Source organism: Serratia sp. BNK-4, from assembly GCF_048685115.1.
Taxonomy (GTDB): domain Bacteria; phylum Pseudomonadota; class Gammaproteobacteria; order Enterobacterales; family Enterobacteriaceae; genus Serratia; species Serratia bockelmannii.
The window spans coordinates 699968-722066 of the sequence record NZ_JBLQTM010000001.1 but is presented as its reverse complement, the minus strand read 5'-3'; the positions used below and the strand labels follow the sequence as shown (position 1 = coordinate 722066).

The following is a 22099-nucleotide window of genomic DNA, read 5'->3' as shown; positions in this document are numbered from 1 at the left end:
ATAAGGAGGATTTGCCTGACTTCGGGTATAGTTGAGGGATGAATTTTCTCGCTCATCTTCACCTGGCCATGCTGGCGGACAGCTCGCTGCTGGGCAACCTGCTGGCTGATTTCGTGCGCGGCAACCCCGCCGCCGACTATCAGCCCGAGGTCGTAGCCGGCATCATGATGCACCGCCGCGTCGACGTGCTGACCGACAGCCTGCCGCAGGTGAAAGCCTGCCGCGACTATTTCAGCGCCCCCTACCGCCGCGTGGCGCCAATTACCCTCGACGTGGTGTGGGACCATTTTCTGGCGCGCCACTGGCAGCAGTTGGAGCCTTCACGCGACCTGCACCAGTTTACCCAGGAAGCCCGCAGCCAGATCGAACCTTACCTGCCGCTCACGCCGCCGCGTTTTCAGAACCTGAACGGCTATCTGTGGCCGGAACGCTGGCTGGAACGCTACGCCGAATTGCCGTTCATCGCCCGGGTATTGCAGGGCATGGCCAGCCGCCGTCCGCGCCTCGATGCCCTGGCAGGCTCGTTCGCCGACGTCGAGCGACACTATCATCAGCTTGAAACACAATTCTGGCAGTTTTATCCGCAAATGATGCAGCAGGCGAAGGAAAAAACGCTATGAGGTCAAGCTCAAGCGTTTGAAATTGCAGCGCCTTGCAAGAATTTACGCTTTGCCGCTTGCCCTTTTGTGGGAAAAGGTTATTTTTAAAGCCTGTCAAATTTAATTAATGAATTTAATAGGTAAAAGCTATCTCATCGATTGGTCTTTTGCCCTTTATTCGCCAAGTCGTGGCCCCTATACTGGCCCTTGTTTTTACATCCACCCTTTAACACCTATTACAGGAGTAATTATGGTCCTGGTAACTCGTCAAGCCCCTGACTTCACTGCAGCTGCCGTACTGGGTAGCGGCGAAATCGTTGAAAACTTCAACCTGAAGAAGCACCTGAACGGTAAACCAGCCGTGCTGTTCTTCTGGCCAATGGACTTCACCTTCGTATGCCCTTCCGAGCTGATCGCTTTCGATCACCGCTATGAAGAGTTCCAGAAGCGTGGCGTTGAAGTGGTTGGCGTTTCCTTCGACTCAGAATTCGTCCACAACGCATGGCGTAAAACCCCTGTCGACAAAGGCGGCATCGGTGAAGTGAAATACGCAATGGTTGCTGACGTTAAGCGTGAAATCCAGAAAGCTTACGGCATCGAACACCCGGAAGCTGGCGTTGCGCTGCGCGGCTCCTTCCTGATCGACAAAGACGGCATCGTGCGTGCTCAGGTTGTTAACGACCTGCCAATCGGCCGTAACATCGACGAAATGATCCGTACCGTTGACGCGCTGCAATTCCACGAAGAGCACGGTGAAGTGTGCCCGGCTCAGTGGGAAAAAGGCAAAGCAGGTATGGGCGCTTCCCCAGACGGCGTGGCAAAATACCTGTCTGAAAACGCTGCCAAGCTGTAATTTCAGCCTGATAGTGAATCAACCGGCCCACGCGGCCGGTTTTTTTATGCCCCTTTTTGGGGCAGACCGCCCGCCTTCAGTGCTTTATTTCCCTGTTTCCGCTCACATTTCCCGCCCAGTTCGCCGCGTGAATGCCCATCTGCGGCTACTATCAATAACGCTGGCTCGCGCTTTGCAAGCGAACAGCGGCAAGCAAACACAACACAATAAAAAACTGACAGGGTAGGAATAACTATGTTTTTACAGAAATGGAGCAAACCCCTGACCATGGCGGCGCTGCTGGTCAGCGGCAGCCTGTATGCGGCATCCAACCCAGCGGTGGAAGCCAAAAACGGCATGGTGGTCACCTCGCAGCATCTGGCTTCGCAGGTCGGGGTGGATATCCTGAAGATGGGCGGCAACGCCATCGACGCCGCCGTGGCGGTCGGCTATGCGCAAGCGGTGGTGAACCCCTGCTGCGGCAACATCGGCGGCGGCGGCTTTATGACCGTCCACCTGGCGGACGGCACCGACACCTTCATCAACTTCCGCGAAACCGCGCCGGCGGCGGCCAGCGCCAACATGTATCTGGATGCCGACGGCAAGGTGAAGAAAGACGCCAGCCTGTACGGCTATCTGGCGGCGGGCGTGCCGGGCACCGTGCTGGGGATGGAAACCGCGCGTGAGAAGTACGGCAAGCTGAGCCGCGAACAGGTGCTGGCGCCGGCGATCAGGCTGGCGCGCGAAGGCTTTGTGCTGACCCGCGCCGATACCGATATCCTCGACACCACCATCGCGCGCTTCAAACAGGATCCCGAGTCGGCCAAAATCTTCCTGCGCCCGGACGGCAGCCCGCTGCAGCCGGGGGACAAACTGGTGCAAACCGATCTGGCCAATACGCTGGAAGCCATCGCCAAAGGGGGAACCGACGCCTTCTACAAAGGCAAGATCCCACAGGCGGTGGAGGTGGCGGCCAAACAGGGCGGCGGCATTTTGACGGCGGCCGACTTCGCCAACTATAAAGTCACCGAAACGCCGCCGATCACCTGCAGCTATCGCGGCTACAAGTTCGTGTCGGCGCCGCCTCCCAGCTCCGGTGGCGTCACGCTGTGCGAAATCCTCAACGTGGTGGAAGGCTATGACCTGAAAAGCATGGGCTTCAACTCGGCGGCGGCCATTCACACCATGACCGAAGCGATGCGCCATGCCTACATGGATCGCAACACCTACCTCGGCGACCCGGAATTCATCAAGAACCCGATCGACCGGCTGGTGAGCAAGAGCTACGCCGAGCAGATCCGCAAGAAAATCGTCGCGGACAAGGCCACGCCGTCGGAAAACGTACAGCCCGGCATGGAACCGCATGAGAAGCCGGAAACCACCCATTATTCGATCGTCGACCACGACGGCAACGCGGTCTCCACCACCTATACCGTCAACGGCCGCTTCGGCGCCGTGGTGATCGCACCGGGCACCGGCTTCTTCCTCAACGACGAGATGGACGACTTCACGGTGAAAGTGGGCGAGAAAAACCTGTACGGGCTGGTGCAAGGCACCGCCAACAGCATTGCCCCCGGTAAGCGCCCACTATCGTCGATGAGCCCGACGCTGGTGACCAAGGACAACAAGATTTTTATGGTGCTGGGCTCGCCGGGCGGCTCACGCATCATCACCATCACCCTGCAGACCGCGTTGAACGTGATCGACCACGGTATGGCGCCGCAGGAAGCGGTGGACGCACCGCGCATCCATCACCAATGGTTGCCGGATGAGGTGTACTACGAACAGCGCGGCGTTTCCGCCGATACGCTGAAGCTGCTGAGCGGCATGGGCTATAAGATGGTCGAGCAAACGCCGTGGGGCGCCGCCGAACTGATTCTGGTCGGTTTGCCGGGCGCGGCGGGCGTCAGCCCGGCCAACTCCGGCAACGATTCGGCGGTTTCCGGTAAAGTGCGTGAAGGCTACCTGTACGGCGCCAACGACGTGCGTCGCCCGGCAGGCTCCGCGGTCGGTTACTGATGTAAACGCCCACTCACCTTGATCGCGGGGGCCCTTCGGCCCCCGCAGTTCCCTTAGCCTTCATACCGCCACACGGTGGCCGACTCTTCCGCCAGCTGCAGGCGCAGCCCGCCGGCCGTTTCGCTCAACTCTCCCCGCCCTTCCACACGCCGCCACGGGCCACGGGCCAACAGCGGGTTGTGCGGCAGCTGCGCCTGGCCGCTGCCGGCGCGCTGCAGCGCCACCAACACCTGCTCCTGCTGATACAGGCGCACGAACACCAGCGTTTCTCCGCTGGCGTACAGCACCTGACAGCCGCCGCGACGCAGCGCCAGGCTCTGTTTACGCAGCGCCGCCATACGCTGGAACAGCGCCAGCAGCGGCCGCTCCCAGTCACCGACGTCCCACGGGAACGGCTTGCGGCAGAACGGATCGTTGCCGCCGTCCAGGCCAATCTCATCGCCGTAATAGAGACAAGGCACGCCGATCCAGCTCAGCAACCACACCGCCGCCATCTGCATGCGCGCCGCGTTCCCCTGCAACAGCGTGAGGAAACGCGCGGTATCGTGGCTGTCCAGCTGATTGAACTGGATCAGCTGGCGGCCGTGCGGCAGCCCCGCGCGGTAGCCGTCCATCCACTGCGCGCACCCGGCGGCGTCCAGCCGCACCGGGTGATAGGCCACGTCCAGCCCCGCCAAGAACGCCCGCACTGGCAGCGCAAAGCCCATGTAGTTCATCGCCGCATCCTCCACGCCGGCGTGCAGCCAGCGGCGCGCGTCGCCGAAGTGCTCGCCCAAGACGTAGGCCTGCGGATTCTCCTGCTTCACCGCCTGATAGATTCCTGCCAAATGATGCAGATTGCCGGTGGCACCGCCGTTCTCCCCTAGCATGTGCACCACGTCCAGCCGCCAACCATCGATGCTGTACGGCGGGCGCAGCCAGTGGCGCACCACGCTGCCTTCCCCGCGATAGATCGCTTCCGCCACCTGCGGCTCGGCGAAGTTGAGCTTCGGCAGGCTGGCGTTGCCCTTCCAGTCGAGCGCGCGGCCGTCCGGGTAAAAGTTGAACCAGCCGCGATACGGTGAATCGGGGTGGTGACAGGCGCCGTTTTCGCCCTGGCGATGGCGGTCGAACCACGGATGCGAGTCACCGGTGTGGTTGAATACCCCGTCCAGCACCAGTTTCATGCCCACCTTGTGAGTGCTCACTCGCAAACGCTGCAGCGCCGCGTTGCCGCCGAAGTGCGGATCGACCTGGTAATAGTCCTCGGTATCGTACTTATGCACGCTCGGCGCGGTAAAAATCGGGTTCAGATACAGCGCCGTCACGCCCAGCTGCTGCAAATACGGCAGTTTGGCGCAGATGCCGTCCAGATCGCCGCCGTAAAAGGTCGAGGCGGCGTGACGATCCTCCAGCGGATGCTGCCAGTCGCGCCGAATCACCTCGGCACCGGCCGCGTGATGGCGGTAGCTGCCGCTTTGGATGCCGTGCTCGCCGCCGCTGCTGGCGAAGCGATCGGGGAAAATCTGGTAGAACAGCTGATCCGCCACCCACTCGGGGCCATGGTCGGGCTCGTCGACGGCGAACTGCGCCAGCTGGCCCGGCGGCGTTGGCGACCAGCCCTGCGGGCCGAACCACTGCTGGCGATCGGCCCACAGCAGCTTGAAGCAGTAACGCCGCGTCGGCTCGCCCTCATTCAGCGTCAGGCTGGCCTGGTAGCGCCGCATCCCCTCGTAGCGCTGCGCTTTCATCACCAGCAGCCACTCTTCGTTGTCCGGTTCGGCGCGCAAAAACACCCGTTCCGGCAGTTCATCCCCCTGTAACCACAGCGTGATATCCAAACGTTGCCCTTGCTTCACCACAAAAGGCGGGACCGGTTGATGCCAGGCGTTAAGCATACTGTTTCTCCTGCTGTACCAAACGAAATCGACGGCGTTCTTCAAGAAGCGAACAATGCCACGTTAAGTGCAACTCCCCCTCCTCTCTGGCCGCAAAACCCAGGGATGAGCCGGGGGGCGGAGACCGAAAAATAACGCTAACTCGATGTAAAAAAAGGTAAACAGGCACAAATCCTTCACGTTACCCCTTAGGCTAACGCGTTTTGAGCTTACAGGATATTTTTTGCGCATTTTTTAAGGAGCGGTAATGCAACAACAGATAACGCGCTGGCTGGAACAGTTTGGTTTGGAATTCGGCGGAGTGATGTCGCTGTTGATGGTATTGGGGTTGATTGTCCTGATCTCGGTGGTGATCCACCTGGTGCTGCACCGGGTGGTGTTGGCCGCCCTTCAGCGCCGCGGCCAGCAATCGCAGCGCGTCTGGCAACAGGCCATAACCCAATACAAACTGTTCCAGCGCGTGGCGCTGCTGCTGCAAGGGGTGATCATCAGCATCCAGGCGACGCTGTGGTTGCAGAGCGGCAGCCAAACCCAGGCGGTGATCGTCACCGCCGCGCAGGTGTGGATCCTCGCCTTCACCCTGCTGTCGCTGTTCTCGCTGCTGGATACGCTGCTGGCGCTGCTGCGCCAAAGTCCGATCGCCAATCAGCTGCCGCTGCGCGGCATTTTCCAGGGCCTGAAACTGGTGGCGGCGATCCTGATCGGCATCATGATCGTTTCGTTGCTGATGGGCAAATCGCCGCTGCTGCTGCTCAGCGGCCTGGGTGCCATGACCGCGGTCTTGATGTTGGTGTTCAAGGATCCGATCCTCGGGCTGGTGGCCGGCATTCAGCTCTCCGCCAACGATATGCTGAAGATCGGCGACTGGCTGGAAATGCCGAAATACGGCGCCGACGGCGCGGTCACCGACATCGGCCTGACCACGGTCAAAGTGCGTAACTGGGACAACACCGTCACCACTATTCCTACCTACGCGCTGATCTCCGACTCGTTCAAGAACTGGCGGTCGATGTCGGAATCCGGCGGGCGCCGCATCAAGCGCAGCCTGAATATCGACACCGGCAGCGTGCACTTCCTGTCGGAAGAGGAACAGCGCCGCCTGCAGCGCAACCCGCTGCTGCACAGCTACCTGAACGTCAAGACCCAGGAGCTGAGCCAGCATAACCAGGAGATCGCCGTCGATCTGGCCTCGCCGCTCAACGGCCGCCGCCTGACCAACCTCGGCACGCTGCGCGCCTATCTGGAAGCCTACCTGCGCGCTCACCCGCGCATTCACCAGAATATGACGCTGATGGTGCGCCAGCTGGCGCCGACGCCGGAGGGCCTGCCGCTGGAAATCTACGCCTTTACCAACACCACGGTCTGGGCGGAGTACGAAAGCATTCAGGCGGATATTTTCGACCATCTCCTGGCGGTGATCGACGAGTTCGGCCTGCGCGTGCATCAAACGCCAACCGGCAACGACCTGCGCGGCATGCTGCGACAAAGCGCGAACGCTTCCTGACGTCGGCTGACGTAACTGTGTCTGCTGGTAATTATTCTCTTTCAATTGCCAGCAGATATCTCCATCCCCTTCTTTTCCCCGGCGAAAACGGCGTTAATGCGCCATCACCTTCACTACCGAGAGGGAAAGCCCTTGCTGAAACGGTTACGTCACCGGCTGTTTACCCTGCTGGCCACCCTGCTGTTTATCGGCTGCCTGCACAGCGCGTCGCTGGATGAAAGCCGCATGCCCCGCAATCTGCAACCTTCGCTGAGTGCACTCAGCAGCAACCTGCAGGACATTCGCGAAGTGCTGGCGCGCTGCGCCGGCGAGGAAGAAGAGGAACGGCTGAACGACGGCGGCGTACGCATCGAAGCGCGCGCCGCCGGGGAGGATGAAGCGGAAGACAAACGCTAAAAAAACACCGGCCTCAGCCGGTGTTTTTCCATTTAGTCTTGCTGCGTCGCCAACGGCGCGCGTTTTTTCTGATGGTTGACCTTGAACCAGTACCCCGCCAACAGCAACACCACCCAGACCAGGCCGGCGTACAGCGAGACGCGCGTGGTCGGGAAGTAACCGATCAGACCGATGATGAACACCAGGAACACGATCGCCACCACCGAGGTGAATACCCCACCGCGCAGTGGGAACGCCAGCTGTTTCACCTGCTCTTTGCTCAGGCTGCGGCGGAAGGCAATTTGCGAGAACAGGATCATGATCCACACCCACACGGTGGCGAAGGTCGCCAGGGAGGCGATCACCAGGAACACGCTCTCCGGCATGATGTAGTTGAGGTATACCGCCAGCAGCAGCGCCAACATCATCACCACTACCGTCACCCAAGGAATGCCGCGCTTCGACACCTTGCTGAACATCTTCGGCGCGTGGCCCTGTTCGGCCATGCCGTGCAGCATGCGGCCGACGCCGAACACGTCGCTGTTAATCGCCGACAGCGACGCGGTAATCACCACGAAGTTGAGGATGCCCGCCGCCACGGTGATGCCCATATGCTGGAAAGTCAGCACGAACGGGCTGCCGTTGGTACCCACCTGGTTCCACGGGTAGATAGACATAATGACGAACAGCGTGCCGACGTAGAACACCAGAATGCGCCACGGCACCGAGTTGATGGCTTTGGGTATCGATTTTTTCGGATCTTTGGCTTCGCCGGCGGTAATACCGATGATTTCAATGCCGCCGTAAGCGAACATCACCAGCTGCAGCGACAGGATCATGCCGATAAAGCCGTTGCTGAAGAAGCCGCCGTTCGACCACAGGTTATGAATACCGGTCGGTTGCCCGCCGTTGCCGATACCCCAGATGATGATGCCGATACCGGCCGCGATCATGATGATGATGGTGGCGACCTTGAAGAACGAGAACCAGAACTCCAACTCGCCGAACACCTTGACGCTCATCAGGTTGATGGCGCCGATGATCAACACCACGCTCAGCACCCAGATCCAGTGCGGCACTTCCGGGAACCAGACCCCCATATAGATGCCGAAAGCGGTCACGTCGGCGATGGCGACGATCAGGATTTCAAAGCAGTAAGTCCAGCCGGTGATGTAACCCGCCATCGGGCCGAGGTAGTCCTGCGCGTAGCGGGAAAATGAGCTGGCCTGCGGGTTGTTGACCGACATCTCCCCCAATGCGCGCATGATGATGAAGGCCACGATGCCGCCGATCAGGTAAGCCAGCAGCACGCTCGGGCCGGCCATTTTGATGGCGTCCGCCGAGCCGTAGAACAACCCGGTGCCGATGGCTGACCCCAACGCCATAAAGCGGATATGACGCGTGCTGAGGCCGCGTTTCAGCTTATTGTCGGGGACAGTGGTGGGTGACTGTTGTTGCATGAAAATGACCCATAGTTTTAAACGTAAAAAAGCCACGGACATGTCCGTGGCCCTAGATTAAGCCGGGGGATTATCAGTGCGCGGTCACTTGGGAACGCGTACACACCCGATCATAAATCGCGACCAGCGCCAGCATCAGCAGCGAAGGCGGCAACCATGCCAACCCCTGCTCCGCCAGCGGCAGGTGAGTGGTCCAGGCCGGCAGCAGCTGCTGGAAGCTGGACGCTTTCACCGCGTCAAGGATACCAAACAACAGGCTGACAAGCATCACCGGCGCGATGATGCGCGGCGCGCTGTGCCACCAACGCAGGGTGAAGCTCAGCACCACCAGCACGATGCACGGCGGGTAAATCGCGGTCAGCACCGGAATGGAGATCTGGATCAGGTGGCTCAGGCCGAGGTTGGACACCACCATCGAGAACAGGCCCAGGATAAACACCAGCGTCTTGTACGAGAACGGCAGATATTGCGCGAAGAACTCGGCGCAGGCGCAGGTCAGGCCTACCGCGGTCACCATGCAGGCGATGAAGATCAGCGCCGCCAGGAAGAAGCTGCCCAAACCGCCGAAGGTGTTCTGAACGTAAGCGTGCAGGATCACCGCGCCGTTGGTGGCGTCAGGCACCAGCGCGCCGCTGCCGGAGCCCAGCTTGAACAGGCTCAGGTAAACCAGCGTCAGGCCCACGCCGGCGATCAAACCGGCCAGAATGGTGTAACGAGTCAACAGACCGGCGTCTTTCACGCCGCGCGAACGCGCCGCGTTGACGATAACGATGCCGAACACCAGCGCGCCCAGCGTATCCATGGTCAGATAGCCGTTAACGAAGCCGGAGGAGAAAGGCACGCTCTGATAAGCCGTCGTCGCCGGAATCGGCGCACCGGCAGGCCACAGCAGCGCGGCGATGCCCAGTACGGCCAGCGCGACGATCTTCAGCGGCGCCAGCACATGGCCGACGGTATCGAGCAGGCGACCCGGATACAGAGAGATGCCGATCACCAGCGCGAAGTACACCAGGCTGTAGATGAACAGCGGCATGGCCCCGTCGCCGGTCAGCGGGGCGATGCCCACTTCGAAGGACACGGTGGCGGTGCGCGGCGTGGCGAACAGCGGGCCGACGGCCAGGTAGCAGACGGTCGCCAGCAGCAGGCCGGCGCCGCGGCCGATCGGCGAACTGAGGGCGTCGATGCCGCCGCCGACGCGCGCCAACGCGATGACGGTGATGACCGGCAGACCCACGGCGGTGATCAGGAAGCCCAGCGCTGCGGTCCAGACGTGTTCACCGGACTGCAAGCCGACCATCGGCGGGAAGATGATGTTCCCGGCCCCAACGAATAAGGCAAAGGTCATGAAACCCAGTGCCAGGATATCTTTTGACGTTAAACGATGACTCATACGATGTCGTGTTGCCTGTTCAAATGAAAAAAATGGTCCGATAGCGTGGTGGCGTAACGCCCCACCCGGTTGCCGGCATGCCCTAACGTTGCAGCGCCAAATAAGCACCCTAAACGCAGTCGATCCGGCGTTTATGTCCCTATTCGAAAGTGGCCGCTCATGAAGATGGGCAAAATTTTAGGAGTTATAAAAATGGAGGTTTAATCCGACAACGAGGGCTAAGGTAAACGTTTATAGCGCTTCAAGGCAAGACGCACGGCGAAAAGCAGAGCTATCGACCATATAAACTTTAGCCACCAGTCGATCATATTGGCTATCAATAAATATACACTACATGATTTGTATCATTTTTGAACAGCAGATTCACGAAACGTGAAGCATATATCACTTTACCGCGCGAAAACGCCAATATAAGCCCGATTTTCGCGTGGCACGAGCTTCGTTTGGCCGTGAAAAAAGGCGAAAATTACGTCGCATTTTGTCGGTTATTTCATCATGGCCGGCGCGAGCGGTGGCAACCCAAGCGCCTGACGGGTCTTCTGCAGGGCGCCCGGCGGCAGCGGCAGATAGCCGTCGTGATTGACCAGGCTCTGCCCGGCAGTCGACAGCACGCGGTCGAGGAACGCGGCGGTCAGCGGCTCCAGCGGTTGATTAGGGGCTTTGTTGATGTAGATATACAGATAGCGCGACAGCGGGTAGCGATCGTTGCGCACGTTGGCGGCGGTAGGGGCAACATAGTCCTCTCCCGACTCCGCCAACGGCAGCAGCCGCACGCCGCTGGCGCGAAAACCGATGCTGGCGTAGCCGATGCCGTTGAGCGAACCGGCCACCGCCTGCACCACCGAGGCTGAACCGGGCAGCTCATTGACGCGCGGCATAAAATCGCCGCCGCACAGCGCACGCAGTTTGAAATAGCCGTAGGTGCCGGACGCCGAGTTGCGGCCGAAACGCTGCAGCGAACGCGTCGCCCAGTCGCCACTCAGCCCCAGCTCGCCCCAGCGCGTCAGCGGTTTGCTTTCGCCGCAGCGCCGGGTGGCGGAGAAAATGCGATCGAGCTGCTGCAGATTGAGGCCGCGCAGCGGGTTGTCCTGATGCACCAATACCACCAGCGCATCCACCGCTACCGGCACCGCCAGCGGCGCATAGCCGTAACGGTGTTCGAACGCCGAAACCTCGGCGGCCTTCATCGGCCGGCTCATCGGGCCCAGCTGCGCGGCGCCCGCCGCCAACGCGGTCGGCGCGGTCGACGATCCGGCGGCCTGGATCTGCAGGTTAACGTTGGGATAATGCTGGCTGAAATCCTGCGCCCATAGCGCCATCAGATTCGCCAGGGTGTCGGAACCGACGCTGGACAGGTTGCCCGCCAGCATGCCGTCGGGCTGCGCCAGCGCGCCGCGCCCGGCCAGCAGCGCCAGGCAAAGCAACAGCCCTCGGGTTATTCGGGTCATACCGGTGTCTCGCGTTAATTTTTCACCGCATTCTCTGATAAAGCGGCGGGAACAATCAACCGATTGGGTAAGGTAAAGATAAAGCGGGTGCCGATCCCCGGTTCGCTGAGGATCTCCAGCCGCGCATCGTGATGGCTGAGCGCGTGTTTGACAATCGCCAGCCCCAGCCCGCTGCCGCCGGTCTGGCGCGAACGGGCCTTGTCGACGCGGTAAAAACGCTCGGTCAGGCGCGGCAGGTGCTCGGCGGCGATGCCCGGCCCGTTGTCGCTGACCTGGAACTGCGCGCCGTGCGCCGTCTGCTGCCAGCTCACTTCGATGTGGGTACCCTTCGGCGTGTGGTTGACCGCGTTGTACACCAGGTTAGACACCGCGCTGCGCAACTGATCTTCATTACCGAACACGTTGAGCTGCTCGTTAACCCGGAAGGTGATCTCGTGATTGCCGCCGCTCAGCGACTGCGCCTCGCGCTGCAACACCCGCAGCATCAGCGGGATATCCACGCGCTCGTTCATGTCGACATTGGGTGCCGCCTCGATGCGCGACAGTGTCAGCAACTGCTTGACCAGCCCGTCCATCCGGCGGGTCTGCTCTTGCATGGTGCCGAGCGCCTTGCTGCGCAGCGAACCATCCTGCTCTTCGTCACCCATCATCTCCAGGTAGCCCTGCAGCACCGTCAGCGGCGTGCGCAGCTCATGGCTGACGTTGGCGAAGAAGTTGCGCCGCGCGCCCTCCAGCTGGCGCATCTGGGTGACGTCGCGCGCCACCATCAGCAGTTGCCCTTCGGAATACGGCATCACGCGGAATTCGACGTAGTGTTCGTTGTTCAGCTGCAGCGTCAGCGGGCGTGAAAACTCCTGCTGTTGCAGATAGTGGCTGAATTCCGGATAGCGCAGCAGGTTGAGGATGTGCTGGCCGTTGTCTTCCGGCCAGCGGAAGCCGAGCAGATGCTGCGCCAGCCCGTTGCACCAGAAGATATTGCCCTCGACGGTGGTCATCACCACCGCGTCAGGCAACGATTCGGCCCCGCTGCGAAAGCGCTTGATCAGCAGCGCCAGCTCGCGCCGGCGGCGGCGATTGCGCTGCTGCATCTGATACAGGCCATAGAACAGCGGCTCCCAGCTCCAGCGGCCGGGCGGCGGCGTCATGCTGCGGTCAATCCACAGCCAATGGGAGAGTTTGAGCTGGTTGTAGAAATTCCACACCAGCGCAGCCAGCGCGGAGGCCAGCAGAAACCAGGGCAGATAACCGAAAATCAGCCCCAGCAGCAAGGCGGGCAAACAAAAAAGAGCCAGCTCCAGAGCCAGCCTCTTCCACGACAGACGTTCTAACACGGCATATTCTCCAGCGCAGCGCGATCAGTAGCGCGTTGAGAACCGGTAGCCGGTGCCCCGAACGGTTTGAACCATTTTATCATGCCCACTGGTTTCTAACGCTTTGCGGAGCCGACGGATATGCACGTCAACGGTACGGTCTTCCACATAAACGTTAGTGCCCCAGACGTGATTAAGCAACTGCTCACGGCTATAAACCCGCTCCGGGTGGGTCATAAAGAAGTGCAGCAGCTTGAACTCGGTCGGCCCCATGTCCAACGCCTGATCGTTCGCCATCACGCGGTGGGAGGACGGGTCCAGGCTCAGGCCTTGCATTTCAATCACTTCTTCCACCGCCATCGGTGAAATGCGGCGCATGACCGCCTTGATGCGCGCCACCAGCTCCTTGGGCGAGAACGGCTTGGTAATGTAATCATCCGCCCCCACTTCCAGGCCGCGCACGCGGTCTTCCTCTTCCCCGCGCGCGGTCAGCATCATGACCGGAATATCGCGGGTCAGCGCTTCGCGCTTCATATGTTTGATAAACTGAATGCCGGAACCGCCGGGCAACATCCAGTCAAGCAACACCAAATCAGGGAACGGCTCAGACAGACGCGTCACGGCGCTGTCATAATCCTCGGCTTCCAACGGTTGGTAACCATTTTGTTCCAACACAAAGCACACCATCTCACGGATCGGCGCTTCGTCTTCCACCACCAGTATGCGTCTTGCCATCGTCAATCCTGCCAATGTGTTAGCGACTTTTCGGGCGCCATTATGCGTCAGTTTTGTGACACTTTTATGAAAAAAACCGGCTGTTATAGGCAGTAAGCATAGCGATTATTTCCCGCAGTAAAGAAAAATCATCCGGTTGTCATCATCATTGCGCCGGGACAGCCGCCGCCGCGGCCTTTATAATCATCGCCATTATCTTTGCATCCGGGAGTGTCATGCGCCTGATCCACACCTCTGACTGGCACCTTGGCCAGTACTTTTTCACCAAAAGCCGCGCCGCCGAGCACCAGGCTTTTCTGAACTGGCTGATCGAACAGATCGAACAGCAACAGGTGGATGCGCTGATCGTCGCCGGGGATCTGTTCGATACCGGCTCACCACCCAGCTATGCCCGCGAGCTGTACAACCGCTTCGTGGTGGAACTACAGCGCACCGGCTGCCAGTTGGTCGTGTTGGGCGGCAACCACGATTCGGTGGCGACGCTGAACGAATCGCGGGAACTGCTCTCCTGCCTGAACACCACGGTGATCGCGAGCGCGCAAGGCGCGGCCGAACAGCAGATCGTGGTGCTTAACCAGCGCGACGGCCAGCCGGGCGCGGTGCTGTGCGCCATCCCGTTCCTACGGCCGCGCGATCTGCTTACCAGCCGCGCCGGCGAATCCGGCGCGCAGAAACAGCAGGCGCTGCAGGAAGCCATCGCCGAACATTATCAGACGCTGTATCAGGCGGCCTGCGAGCGCCGCGACCAGCTGGGCTTGCCGCTGCCGATCGTCGCCACTGGCCACCTGACCACCGTCGGCGTCACCACCTCCGACTCGGTGCGCGACATCTATATCGGCACTCTGGACGCCTTCCCGGCGCAGGCCTTCCCGCCCGCCGATTACATCGCGCTCGGCCACATTCACCGCGCGCAGAACGTCGCCAAGTCAGAGCATATTCGCTATAGCGGCTCACCGATCCCGCTCAGCTTCGATGAGCTGGGCAAAGCCAAAAGCGTCTTCCTGGTCGATTTCGCCGACGGAGCCCTCCAGCAGGTAGATGCGTTAACGATCCCGCAGTTCCAGCCCATGCAGCTGATCAAAGGGGATCTGGCCGAGATCGAACGGCAACTGCAGCAATTTGCCGACTATGCCGGCGAGCTGCCGGTGTGGCTGGATATCGAAGTGGCGACGCAGGACTACCTCAGCGATATTCAGCGCCGCATCCAACTGATGGCGGATGAGCTGCCGGTGGAAGTGGTGCTGTTGCGGCGCAGCAAAGAGCAGCGCCGCCAGGCAATCGCGCAGCAGGATAAGGAAACGCTGAACGAACTGAGCGTCAACGAGGTGTTCGAACGGCGCCTGGCGCAGGAGGCCGACATGCCCGAAGCACGCCAACGGCGGATGCACCAACTGTTCCGCCAGGTGGTCGATGCGGTGCAGCACAATCCTGAGGAGACCAACCCATGAAGATCCTCAGCCTGCGGTTAAAAAACCTCAACTCGCTGCAGGGCGAATGGAAAATTGACTTCACCGCCGAGCCGTTCGCCAGCAACGGCCTGTTCGCCATTACCGGCCCGACCGGCGCGGGCAAAACCACCCTGCTGGACGCCATTTGCCTGGCGCTGTACCACCAGACGCCGCGCCTCAACGTCACGCCGAGCCAGAATGAACTGATGACCCGCCACACCGCCGAATCGCTGGCGGAGGTCGAATTCGAGGTCAAGGGCGTCGGCTATCGCGCCTTCTGGAGCCAGCGCCGCGCCAAGAATGCGCCGGACGGCAATCTGCAGGCGCCGAAGGTCGAATTGGCGCGCCGCGAGGACGGCAAGATCCTGGCGGACAAGGTGCGCGACAAGCTGGAGCTTACCGCAACCATCACCGGGCTGGACTTTGGCCGCTTCACCAAATCGATGATGCTGTCTCAGGGGCAGTTCGCCGCCTTCCTCAATGCCGATGCCAACGATCGCGCCGAACTGCTGGAAGAGCTGACCGGCACCGAAATCTACGGGCGACTGTCCGAACAGGTGTTCGAGTCGCACAAGCAGGCCAAAACCGACCTGGATGCGTTGCATCAACGCGCCAGCGGCATCGAACTGCTGAACGACGAGCAGCGCCAGTCTCTGACCGAACAGCTGACGGCGCTGAGCGCGCAGGAAATCGCCCTCGGCGAGCAAACCCAGCGACAGCAACAGGCGCTGAGCTGGCTGCAGCAATGGCAACGCCTCCGGCAACAGCAAGGCGAGGGTCAACGGCGGCTGGAAACCGCCCAGCGCGAGCAGGCGGAGGCCGCCCCGCAGCTGCAGCAGTTGGCGCTCAGCGAACCGGCCGAGAAATTGCGGCCGCTGCGCGGCGAACGCGATCGCTGCCGCGCCGAGCTGCAGACGATACAACAGCAGGCAGCCCAGCTGACGCAGCAACAGGAACAGCACTCGGCGCAGCTGGCGCCGCTGCAGCAGGCGGTGGAAAAAGCCCGCCTGGCGCAGCAAACCCATGCCGAGTATATGCAGCAGCAGCAACAGCTGATCGATGAGCAAGTCGCTCCGCTCGACCACCAAATAGCCCAACTGCAGTCGACACAGGCCGAGCGACGACAGGCCGCCGATGCCACCACGCAGCAGTGCGCCCAGCAGCAAACTACGCTGGAGCAGCTCACCGCTCAGCGCAGCCAGCTGACGGCACAGGGCGCACTACATCAGCAGCAGTTGAACGCGCTGAACGAAGCGCTGGCCGTTCAACAACAGCAGCAACAGGCGCTGGAGGCGCAAACGCCGTTGGCCCCGCTGCGCCAACGCCTGAGCGCCCTGGCGGATCTGCGCCCAACACGCCAGCAGCTGTTTACTCTGGCGTCCCTTAACCGTCAGACCCGCGAGCGTCTGGCTAGGCAACAGGCGGAGCACGCCGAGCGGCAAACGCAGCTCGCCGGGCTGCAACAGCAGTTGGAGAGCGCGCGTCAGCAATTCAAACAGCACAAGGCGCAGCTGCAGGAAGTGGAGCAGATCCACGAACTGGAAAAACGCATCGTCAGTCTGGAAGCGGAGCGCGCCCTGCTGCAAAGTGGTGCCCCCTGCCCACTGTGCGGTTCCACCAGCCATCCAGCAGTAGAGCAGTATCAGGCTGTACAGCCTTCGGCCACGGAACAGCGTTTGGTTGAGATGCGTACTCTCACCGAGAAACTGCAAACCCAGGGCACCGAGTTGCGCACCCGCTGCGAAGGCCTGCAGGAACAGCAACAACGCCAGCAGCAAACCATCGCGCAGGATGAACAGCAGTTGGCTGCCCAACAGCAGCAGTGGCAGCAGCTCAGCGCACCGCTGGCGTTCGACTTTACGCTGGCGGAGAGCGAGCGACTCAGCGCCTGGCTGAGCGGTTGCGACGATGAAGAGCGGCGCGGGCAGCACGCGCTGCAGCAGCATGAACAGGCGGCGCAGGCAGTACAACAGGCAAAAGACGCGCTCGCCGCTCTGCAAACGCAGCAGCAGCAGGCGCAGCAACAGCTGGCGCTGCTCGAAGAGCGCTTTACGCTGCTGCAGAAAACCTATGCCGACAGCCTGCAACAGCAGCAAGACCTGCAACAACGCTGGCAGGAAGGCGAGAAAACTCTCGCAGAGCGGCGCGCGCAGCGGCTGGCGCTGTTCGGCGAACAGCGGGTCGCCGAGGTGCGGGAACAGCTGCGCGCCAAACAAACCGCCTGTGAACAGGCCAGCTTACAGGCCGCCGAGCAGTGGCAAAAGGCGCAGGAACTGCGCGAGCGCCTGACCGGCCAGCAGGCCGGGTTACAACAACAGCACACCCAGATGCAGGAGCGGCTGCAGCAGGCGCAGCAGCAGTGGCAGCAGGCGCTGGCCGACAGCGAATTCGCTGATGAAACCGCCTTCACCGCCGCGCTGCTGGACGACACACTGCGCCGCGAATTGCAGCAGCGTAGAGAGCAACTGCAACAGCGGCAGGTAGAGGCCGCGGCCCTGCTGACGCAGGCGACGCAAACGCTGGAGCAGCATCGGCTGAGCCGCCCTGAGGGGGTGGATGAAGCCAACACGGATCTCGACGCGCTCACCCAATCGCTGGCCGAGTTGGCACAGCAGTTGAAAACGTTGCAGCTGCGCCAGGGTGAACTGCGCAACCAATTGGAAAGCGACGCCGCCCGTCGCCTTAATCAGCAGGCACTGTTCGAGCAGATCGCCCGCAGTCAGCAAGACTACGACGACTGGAGCTACCTCAACCAGCTGATCGGCTCGAAAGAAGGCGACAAGTTCCGCCGCTTCGCTCAGGGGTTAACGCTCGATCATCTGGTCTATCTGGCTAACCAGCAACTCGGCCGGCTGCATGGGCGCTACCTGCTTCAGCGCAAAACCAGCGATGCGCTGGAGCTGCAGGTGGTGGACACCTGGCAGGCGGACGCGCTGCGCGATACCCGCACCCTGTCCGGCGGTGAGAGCTTCCTGGTCAGCCTGGCGCTGGCGCTGGCGTTGTCCGATCTGGTCAGCCACAAAACCAGCATCGACTCGCTGTTCCTCGACGAAGGCTTCGGCACGCTAGACGCCGAAACCCTCGATACCGCGCTGGACGCGCTGGACAGCCTGAATGCCTCCGGCAAAACCATCGGCGTGATCAGCCACGTCGAGGCGATGAAAGAACGTATTCCGGTGCAGATCAAGGTGAAAAAGGTCAACGGGCTCGGCGTCAGCCGGCTGGAGGCGCATTTCAGGCTGGAATGATCCCGCGGCGCGCGGCGCAGAAGTGTGACCGCGGCGGCACTCCGCAGTGAAAAGCGTTGAGCCGCGGCGGGCACGGGTTATTATGCCAACATAATAGGATTGTTACTGTATCCCCTCCGCCGCTCAGGGCCGCAGGGAAGAAACATAAAATACAGGCAAAACCTGACACCCGGGATCGCTCCCGGGCGTCAGGTTTTTTCGTTTTCAGGATGCTGAAACACCGGGAAAAACCATGAAAATCGCTAAAATACTCAATAATAACGTGGTGATTACGCTGGACGACCGTCAGGAAGAGACGGTGGTGATGGGAAAAGGAATCGGCTTTAAAAAGAAGCCCGGCGATACGCTGGACGAAAGCCTGATCGAAAAGGTATTCACCCATAACGGCGGAGAAACCGCCGAGCGCTATAAAGAGCTGCTCGCCGAGATCCCATTAGCCTGCGTCACCACCGCCGACAAGATCATTACTCTCGCCCGCGAACGCCTGCCGGGCAAGTTGCATAACATCGTCTACATCACGCTGACCGATCACATCCACTTCGCCCTGCAGCGCCATGCGCAAGGGCTGGATATCAAAAATGCGTTGCTGTGGGAGATTAAAAAGCTCTATCCGGCCGAGTTCGCCGTCGGGCTGGAGGCGCTGGCCCTGATCGCCCAACGGCTGGACACCGCGTTGCCGGAGGACGAAGCCGGATTTATCGCCCTACACCTGGTCAACGCCCAGCTTAACGACGAGATGCACAACACGCTGCATATTACCCGCGTGATGCAAGAGATCCTCAACCTGGTCAAATACCATTTCCGCTTTGATTACAACGAGGAATCCCTGAGCTACCACCGTTTCGTCACCCATTTGAAATTCTTCGCCCAGCGCCTGCTGGGGAAAAACTACGTCGACAGCGACGACGACTCGCTCTATCAGGTGGTGAAAGAGAAGTACCGCGAGTCATTCGCCTGCGCCGGTAAGATCAACCGCCACATCGAAAAGCACTATCAGCATCAGCTCACCACGGAAGAGATGATGTTTCTGACCATTCATATCGAACGGGTGCGCAGCGAAAGCGAGGAAAAGCCGGCTTAACGGCGAGCGTCGGCTACCCGCACGCCGTACTGCGGAAACACCGCGTCGGCGGAGACCAGCGTCAGCCCTTCGGCCTGCACCTGTGCGATCAGCATGCGATCGAAAGGATCCTGATGATAGGGCGGCAACTGCCCGGCCTGTTGGCAGTGAAAGGCGTCCATCGGCAGCGACAGAAAATCTTCGGCCTCGATGATCGCAAAGATATCTTCCGGCAGCGCCAGTTTGCCCAGCGCCTGCTTGATCGAGATCTCCCAAATGCTGGCCGCGCTGACGTACACCGCATTGCCCGGATCGGCGATCTGCCTTTTGGCGTTCGCGCCCAAGCAGGCGTCATCGATCAGCCACCACAGCAACGCGTGGGTATCCAGCAACAGGCGCTTCATGCATCGCCCTCAAACAACGCCGCAATGGCCGCATCCTCGGCGTTGAAATCCGCCGGCACGGTGAACTTGCCCTTGGCGGCGCCAGGGCGGCGCGCTTCCCCCTTGATGGCGACCAGCTGTACGTACGGCTTCCCTGCTTTTGCAATAATCACGGTTTCTCCCTCCGCGGCTCTGTCCGCCAACTGGCTCAGATTGGATTTGGCTTCGTGCATATTGGCCTGAATCGGCATACGCGTCCTCCTTAGCTAAGTTAGCTAAATCATAAAACGCCGTCCAGTTTTTGTACAGGGAAGGGTTTAAAGCGCGAGCAGCCTCGCGCTTTGCTGCAACGTTTAGCGCTGCTGTTGCGGCCACAGCCAGGCCGCACCGCGTACGCCGCTGGAGTCGCCGTGAACCGCCTTGCGGATCGGCGTTTCACACTCGCCGCCAAATACCCAACTTTTCACCCGCTGCGGCACCGTGCGGTACAGGCGATCCACGTTGCTCATGCCGCCGCCGAGCACCACCACGTCCGGATCCAGCATGTTGATCACGTGCGCCAGCGATTTCGCCAACCGCATTTCGTAGCGAACGATCGCCTGCTCCGCCAGCGCATCGCCCCGCTCGCTCAGCGCCATGATCTCATGCCCTTGCAGCGCGTTGCCGCTCAGGCGCGCATAGTCGGTAGCGAAACCGGTGCCGGAAATAAAGGTTTCGATGCAGCCCGGCTTGCCGCAGTAACACGGCACGTCGCGAGCGTAACGCAGCTCATCGTCATCCTGCCACGGCAGCGGGTTGTGGCCCCACTCGCCGGCGATGCCATTGCCGCCAGAATGCGCCTGGCCGCTCAGCGCCACGCCGGCGCCGCAGCCGGTGCCGATAATGACCGCGAACACCGTTTTCGCGCCAGCGCCTGCGCCGTCGGTAGCTTCCGACACCGCCAGGCAGTTGGCGTCGTTGGCGATACGCACCTCGCACGCCAGCAGCGCCGACAGATCCTTGTCCAGCGGTTGGCCGTTGAGCCATACCGAGTTGGCGTTCTTCACCCGCCCGGTAAACGGCGACAGCGTGCCGGGAATGCCGATCCCGACCGATCCCAATTCGCCGGTATGATCTTCCGCCAGCTTCACCAGCCCGGCGATCGCCGCCAGGGTTTGCCCATAGTCATGGCGCGGCGTGGCGATGCGATGGCGAAACAGCTCCCGCCCGTCGTCCGCCAACGCAATCACTTCAATTTTCGTCCCACCCAAGTCGATGCCAATGCGCACGTATTTTTCTCCTCGATGCCACGTAGCGTTGCCACAGCCTAATGTAAGCGCGCAGATGAATCACCTGTTTCCCACCCTCCACCCCGCCCTTTCTCGGTGCGTAAAGCAACGCAATTCGGAGAGAATGGGGCGATTTTTCAGCGTCAATTCGTTATCATGCCGCCCTGCTTTTGACGAATCAGCGTGCCGAGCGCACGCCCAGCCAGGGATAACATTATGCTGTGGTTTAAGAATTTGATGGTTTACCGTTTGAGCCGCGAAGTGGCGTTAAACGCGGATGAAATGGAAAAACAACTCAGCGCGTTCGCCTTCACGCCGTGCGGCAGCCAGGACATGGCGAAGACTGGCTGGGTCTCCCCGATGGGCTCGCACAGCGATGCGCTGACGCACGCGGTCAACGGCCAGATCGTCATCTGCGCGCGCAAGGAAGAGAAAATCCTGCCGTCGCCGGTCATCAAGCAAGAGCTGCAGGCCAAGATTGAGCGCCTGGAGGCGGAACAACACCGCAAACTGAAGAAAACCGAGAAAGACGCGCTGAAGGACGAAGTGCTGCACAGCCTGCTGCCGCGCGCGTTCAGCCGCTTCAACCAGACCTTCATGTGGATCGACACCGTCAACGATCTGATCATGGTCGATGCCGCCAGTGCCAAACGCGCCGAAGATACGCTGGCGCTGCTGCGCAAGAGCCTCGGCTCGCTGCCGGTGGTGCCGCTGACGATGGAAAGCCCGATCGAACTGACGCTGACCGAATGGGTGCGTTCCGGCGAGATGCCGGCCGGCTTCGCCATTCAGGATGAAGCGGAATTGAAAGCGATTCTGGAAGAAGGCGGCGTGATCCGCTGCAAGAAACAGAATCTGATCAGTGACGAAATCGCGGTGCATATCGAAGCCGGCAAGCTGGTGACCAAGCTGGCGGTGGATTGGCAGGAGCGCATTCAGCTGATGCTGTCGGACGACGGCTCGCTCAAGCGCCTGAAGTTCGCCGACACGCTGCGCGAGCAGAACGACGACATCGATCGCGACGACTTCGCCCAGCGCTTTGACGCCGACTTTATCCTGATGACCAGCGAGCTGGCGGCGTTGATCAAAAACACCATCGAAGCGCTCGGCGGCGAAGCCCAGCGTTAATCCCGCCGCAGAAAC

The 22099-nt window shown here is 60.9% G+C and carries 18 protein-coding genes; 9 read left to right on the top strand and 9 right to left on the bottom strand.

Annotation, left to right across the window (positions count from 1 at the left end; translation table 11 throughout):
• The first annotated feature begins 38 nt into the window (after positions 1–38).
• From ACMGGW_RS03430 to ggt, 3 genes are all read left to right on the top strand, one after another.
• Positions 39–620: an ACP phosphodiesterase gene (locus ACMGGW_RS03430; RefSeq protein ID WP_033651078.1), complete on the top strand. Its 582-nt coding sequence runs from the start codon at positions 39–41 to the stop codon at positions 618–620.
• Positions 621–849: 229 nt separating this feature from the next.
• A complete protein-coding gene (locus tag ACMGGW_RS03425; RefSeq protein ID WP_004940403.1) occupies positions 850–1452 on the top strand; it encodes a peroxiredoxin C in 603 nt (200 codons plus the stop codon).
• Between the two features lie 234 nt (positions 1453–1686).
• A complete protein-coding gene (ggt, locus tag ACMGGW_RS03420) occupies positions 1687–3450 on the top strand; it encodes a gamma-glutamyltransferase (RefSeq protein ID WP_127146263.1) in 1764 nt (587 codons plus the stop codon).
• A gap of 53 nt (positions 3451–3503) precedes the next feature.
• On the opposite strand, the gene malZ is transcribed toward ggt, so the two are convergent.
• On the bottom strand, positions 3504–5327 hold the full coding sequence (malZ, locus tag ACMGGW_RS03415) for a maltodextrin glucosidase (RefSeq protein WP_164099572.1): 1824 nt from the start codon (positions 5325–5327) through the stop codon (positions 3504–3506).
• Between the two features lie 247 nt (positions 5328–5574).
• Between malZ and ACMGGW_RS03410 the strand changes: the two genes are divergently transcribed.
• Together ACMGGW_RS03410 and ACMGGW_RS03405 are read left to right on the top strand one after the other, a co-directional pair.
• Positions 5575–6831 carry a mechanosensitive ion channel family protein gene (locus ACMGGW_RS03410; RefSeq protein ID WP_049295136.1) on the top strand — a complete coding sequence of 419 codons (1257 nt, stop codon included), beginning with the start codon at positions 5575–5577 and terminating at the stop codon, positions 6829–6831.
• A gap of 132 nt (positions 6832–6963) precedes the next feature.
• Positions 6964–7227 (top strand): hypothetical protein, encoded by a 264-nt coding sequence (locus tag ACMGGW_RS03405; protein ID WP_164099573.1) that lies wholly within the window; start codon positions 6964–6966, stop codon positions 7225–7227.
• Positions 7228–7259: 32 nt separating this feature from the next.
• On the opposite strand, the gene proY is transcribed toward ACMGGW_RS03405, so the two are convergent.
• From proY to phoB, 5 genes are all read right to left on the bottom strand, one after another.
• Positions 7260–8666 carry a proline-specific permease ProY gene (gene proY / locus ACMGGW_RS03400; protein WP_025301743.1) on the bottom strand — a complete coding sequence of 469 codons (1407 nt, stop codon included), beginning with the start codon at positions 8664–8666 and terminating at the stop codon, positions 7260–7262.
• Positions 8667–8739: 73 nt separating this feature from the next.
• Positions 8740–10056 carry a branched-chain amino acid transport system II carrier protein gene (brnQ, locus tag ACMGGW_RS03395; protein WP_021504688.1) on the bottom strand — a complete coding sequence of 439 codons (1317 nt, stop codon included), beginning with the start codon at positions 10054–10056 and terminating at the stop codon, positions 8740–8742.
• A gap of 485 nt (positions 10057–10541) precedes the next feature.
• Complete coding sequence (locus ACMGGW_RS03390) at positions 10542–11504, bottom strand: PstS family phosphate ABC transporter substrate-binding protein (RefSeq protein ID WP_025301741.1); 963 nt, start codon at positions 11502–11504, stop codon at positions 10542–10544.
• Positions 11505–11518: 14 nt separating this feature from the next.
• Positions 11519–12835: a phosphate regulon sensor histidine kinase PhoR gene (gene phoR, locus ACMGGW_RS03385; protein WP_025301740.1), complete on the bottom strand. Its 1317-nt coding sequence runs from the start codon at positions 12833–12835 to the stop codon at positions 11519–11521.
• A 24-nt stretch (positions 12836–12859) separates the two neighbouring features.
• Positions 12860–13549: a phosphate response regulator transcription factor PhoB gene (gene phoB / locus ACMGGW_RS03380; protein ID WP_004940438.1), complete on the bottom strand. Its 690-nt coding sequence runs from the start codon at positions 13547–13549 to the stop codon at positions 12860–12862.
• Between the two features lie 215 nt (positions 13550–13764).
• On the opposite strand from phoB, the gene sbcD reads away from it, so the two are divergent.
• From sbcD to licT, 3 genes are all read left to right on the top strand, one after another.
• Entirely contained in the window at positions 13765–14997 is a 1233-nt protein-coding gene (gene sbcD, locus ACMGGW_RS03375; RefSeq protein WP_025301739.1) for an exonuclease subunit SbcD, read from the top strand.
• Positions 14994–18245 carry an exonuclease subunit SbcC gene (sbcC, locus tag ACMGGW_RS03370; RefSeq protein WP_164099574.1) on the top strand — a complete coding sequence of 1084 codons (3252 nt, stop codon included), beginning with the start codon at positions 14994–14996 and terminating at the stop codon, positions 18243–18245. The genes sbcD and sbcC overlap by 4 nt, the downstream gene beginning before the upstream one ends.
• A 232-nt stretch (positions 18246–18477) precedes the next feature.
• Positions 18478–19326 carry a BglG family transcription antiterminator LicT gene (gene licT / locus ACMGGW_RS03365; RefSeq protein WP_043135622.1) on the top strand — a complete coding sequence of 283 codons (849 nt, stop codon included), beginning with the start codon at positions 18478–18480 and terminating at the stop codon, positions 19324–19326.
• Here the strand turns inward: licT and ACMGGW_RS03360 are convergent.
• From ACMGGW_RS03360 to mak, 3 genes are all read right to left on the bottom strand, one after another.
• A complete protein-coding gene (locus ACMGGW_RS03360) occupies positions 19323–19709 on the bottom strand; it encodes a type II toxin-antitoxin system VapC family toxin (RefSeq protein ID WP_049209293.1) in 387 nt (128 codons plus the stop codon). The two genes, licT and ACMGGW_RS03360, sit on opposite strands and share 4 nt — an antisense overlap.
• Positions 19706–19939, bottom strand: a complete 234-nt coding sequence (locus ACMGGW_RS03355) for a type II toxin-antitoxin system Phd/YefM family antitoxin (protein WP_025301735.1) — start codon at positions 19937–19939, stop codon at positions 19706–19708. Before ACMGGW_RS03355 ends, ACMGGW_RS03360 begins: the two co-directional genes overlap by 4 nt.
• Before the next feature lie 102 nt (positions 19940–20041).
• Positions 20042–20956: a fructokinase gene (gene mak, locus ACMGGW_RS03350; protein ID WP_420279194.1), complete on the bottom strand. Its 915-nt coding sequence runs from the start codon at positions 20954–20956 to the stop codon at positions 20042–20044.
• Positions 20957–21172: 216 nt separating this feature from the next.
• Between mak and rdgC the strand changes: the two genes are divergently transcribed.
• The gene (gene rdgC, locus ACMGGW_RS03345; RefSeq protein WP_004940461.1) at positions 21173–22084 is read left to right on the top strand and encodes a recombination-associated protein RdgC; all 912 of its coding nucleotides are present in this window, start codon (positions 21173–21175) and stop codon (positions 22082–22084) included.
• Positions 22085–22099: the final 15 nt, after the last annotated feature.

Coding starts and splice junctions, on each gene's coding strand:
- ACMGGW_RS03430 (WP_033651078.1), top strand. CDS start 39: ATGAATTTTCTCGCTCATCTTCACCTGGCCATGCTGGCGGACAGCTCG.
- ACMGGW_RS03425 (WP_004940403.1), top strand. CDS start 850: ATGGTCCTGGTAACTCGTCAAGCCCCTGACTTCACTGCAGCTGCCGTA.
- ggt (WP_127146263.1), top strand. CDS start 1,687: ATGTTTTTACAGAAATGGAGCAAACCCCTGACCATGGCGGCGCTGCTG.
- malZ (WP_164099572.1), bottom strand. CDS start 5,327: ATGCTTAACGCCTGGCATCAACCGGTCCCGCCTTTTGTGGTGAAGCAA.
- ACMGGW_RS03410 (WP_049295136.1), top strand. CDS start 5,575: ATGCAACAACAGATAACGCGCTGGCTGGAACAGTTTGGTTTGGAATTC.
- proY (WP_025301743.1), bottom strand. CDS start 8,666: ATGCAACAACAGTCACCCACCACTGTCCCCGACAATAAGCTGAAACGC.
- brnQ (WP_021504688.1), bottom strand. CDS start 10,056: ATGAGTCATCGTTTAACGTCAAAAGATATCCTGGCACTGGGTTTCATG.
- ACMGGW_RS03390 (WP_025301741.1), bottom strand. CDS start 11,504: ATGACCCGAATAACCCGAGGGCTGTTGCTTTGCCTGGCGCTGCTGGCC.
- phoB (WP_004940438.1), bottom strand. CDS start 13,549: ATGGCAAGACGCATACTGGTGGTGGAAGACGAAGCGCCGATCCGTGAG.
- sbcD (WP_025301739.1), top strand. CDS start 13,765: ATGCGCCTGATCCACACCTCTGACTGGCACCTTGGCCAGTACTTTTTC.
- sbcC (WP_164099574.1), top strand. CDS start 14,994: ATGAAGATCCTCAGCCTGCGGTTAAAAAACCTCAACTCGCTGCAGGGC.
- licT (WP_043135622.1), top strand. CDS start 18,478: ATGAAAATCGCTAAAATACTCAATAATAACGTGGTGATTACGCTGGAC.
- ACMGGW_RS03360 (WP_049209293.1), bottom strand. CDS start 19,709: ATGAAGCGCCTGTTGCTGGATACCCACGCGTTGCTGTGGTGGCTGATC.
- ACMGGW_RS03355 (WP_025301735.1), bottom strand. CDS start 19,939: ATGCCGATTCAGGCCAATATGCACGAAGCCAAATCCAATCTGAGCCAG.
- rdgC (WP_004940461.1), top strand. CDS start 21,173: ATGCTGTGGTTTAAGAATTTGATGGTTTACCGTTTGAGCCGCGAAGTG.